A 1,477-nucleotide genomic window follows, 5' to 3' on the forward strand; every position below is an offset into this window, starting at 1 on the left:
TATCCGGGCTTAACTGTTATTTCAGTGCCCCTAATGAGCTTCGAGCCCATACACCCTAATTTGAATACACCCAAGCGGTTTATATACCGTGCCTTTGTCGGGTTTTGTATAGGCAGGCTAGGCCTTTTTTCATCTAACTGTAGCGAACAATGATAGGCGATTGGCAAGTGCTCTCAACACCCACTCGGGTTAAGTCACCCTTGTCTTTTACGAGCTGCTTGCCAATCTAACTCTGTATTTAAACATTACCTTGAACCTGATTGCATGAACGTATGGGGCGGTAATATTCGTTTTTCTGAAGTAATATCCACATTAACCTTGCCAGACGATGTGCCATTGCAACCGCAGCTTTATTTACCCCGCGCCTTTGCTTGATGGCAGTAACCCATAGGTTCAGGTCATCGTCTTTTTTATGCGCGTGGTTCACAACAGTTCGAGCACCATGAATAAGCTGTTTTCTGAGGTACCCATCTCCACGTTTAGTAATTGTACCCAAACGATTTGTTTCACCAGATGCATATTGCCTAGGCGTAAGGCCAAGCCAGACGCTAAAGTCTTTCGCACTTTTAAATGCTTGGCCTTTATCGATGCTGGCGCTGAACGCGGAGGCAATGATAGGGCCAATCCCTGGAATTGATTGCATAATTTCTGCACTGGTGTTGTGGGTGTTAGTTTGTTGGAACAAGGTATCCAAGAGTTTAATTTTTTTATCATAGCTTTCTAACTCTTGTTGTACTTCTAACAACATGAGGCGAATAACAGGCTGAATATCTTGTGATAAAAGTTCATGAATATGCTTTTTGAATACAGAGTATGTTTTGGGAATATGAAATCCAAATTCAAGAAGTAAACTTCGAGTTTGGTTTATACAAGCAGTACGAGTACTGAGTAGCCTTTCTCGTATTCTATGTAAACAAAGTACGGCTTGTTGCTGTTCACTTTTAACGGGAACAAAACGAATGTTAGGCCTTCTACTCGCTTCATATATTGCCAAACAATCATTTTTATCATTTTTGTTACCACGTACAAATGGGGTGACATGTTGTGCAGGAATTAAATTAACTTGATGACCAGAATTTAAACATGCTCTGCCCCAGTAGTGAGAGGATGAACAAGCTTCCATAACGACTTCACAAGGCGGTAAATTAAGGATTATTTCGTGGAGTTTAACTCTAGAAACCCGCTTTGATAAGCAAGGTTTTCCGTGTTCATCAATTCCAAGAAGTTGAAATACATTTTTTGCTAAATCGATGCTTAATATACTAACGTTATTCATGATGGATGCTCCTGCTAACTATCGTTATAAATACACCTTTAGTTTGGCGCATTGACGCCGATTTAGGAGTGTCCATCTCATCACCCATCCAAAATTGACGATTTTTCATTCATGAATTTAAACTGACACCCATCCAAAATTGACGATTTTTCATTCATCACCTATCTTTCAAATTCAGTATGAAAGATAGGCAATTCCTCG

1 protein-coding gene is annotated in these 1,477 nt (G+C 40.1%); it reads right to left on the reverse strand.

The window, feature by feature from the left end:
• Positions 1 to 238 precede the first annotated feature (238 nt).
• Positions 239 to 1,276, reverse strand: coding sequence for an IS110 family transposase (locus J8M01_RS23690; RefSeq protein ID WP_211059588.1), 1,038 nt, complete (start codon positions 1,274 to 1,276; stop codon positions 239 to 241).
• Positions 1,277 to 1,477 lie beyond the last annotated feature (201 nt).

The organism is Pseudoalteromonas sp. MMG005 (assembly GCF_018101015.1).
Classification (GTDB): domain Bacteria; phylum Pseudomonadota; class Gammaproteobacteria; order Enterobacterales; family Alteromonadaceae; genus Pseudoalteromonas; species Pseudoalteromonas aurantia.

Coding starts and splice junctions, on each gene's coding strand:
- J8M01_RS23690 (WP_211059588.1), bottom strand. CDS start 1,276: ATGAATAACGTTAGTATATTAAGCATCGATTTAGCAAAAAATGTATTT.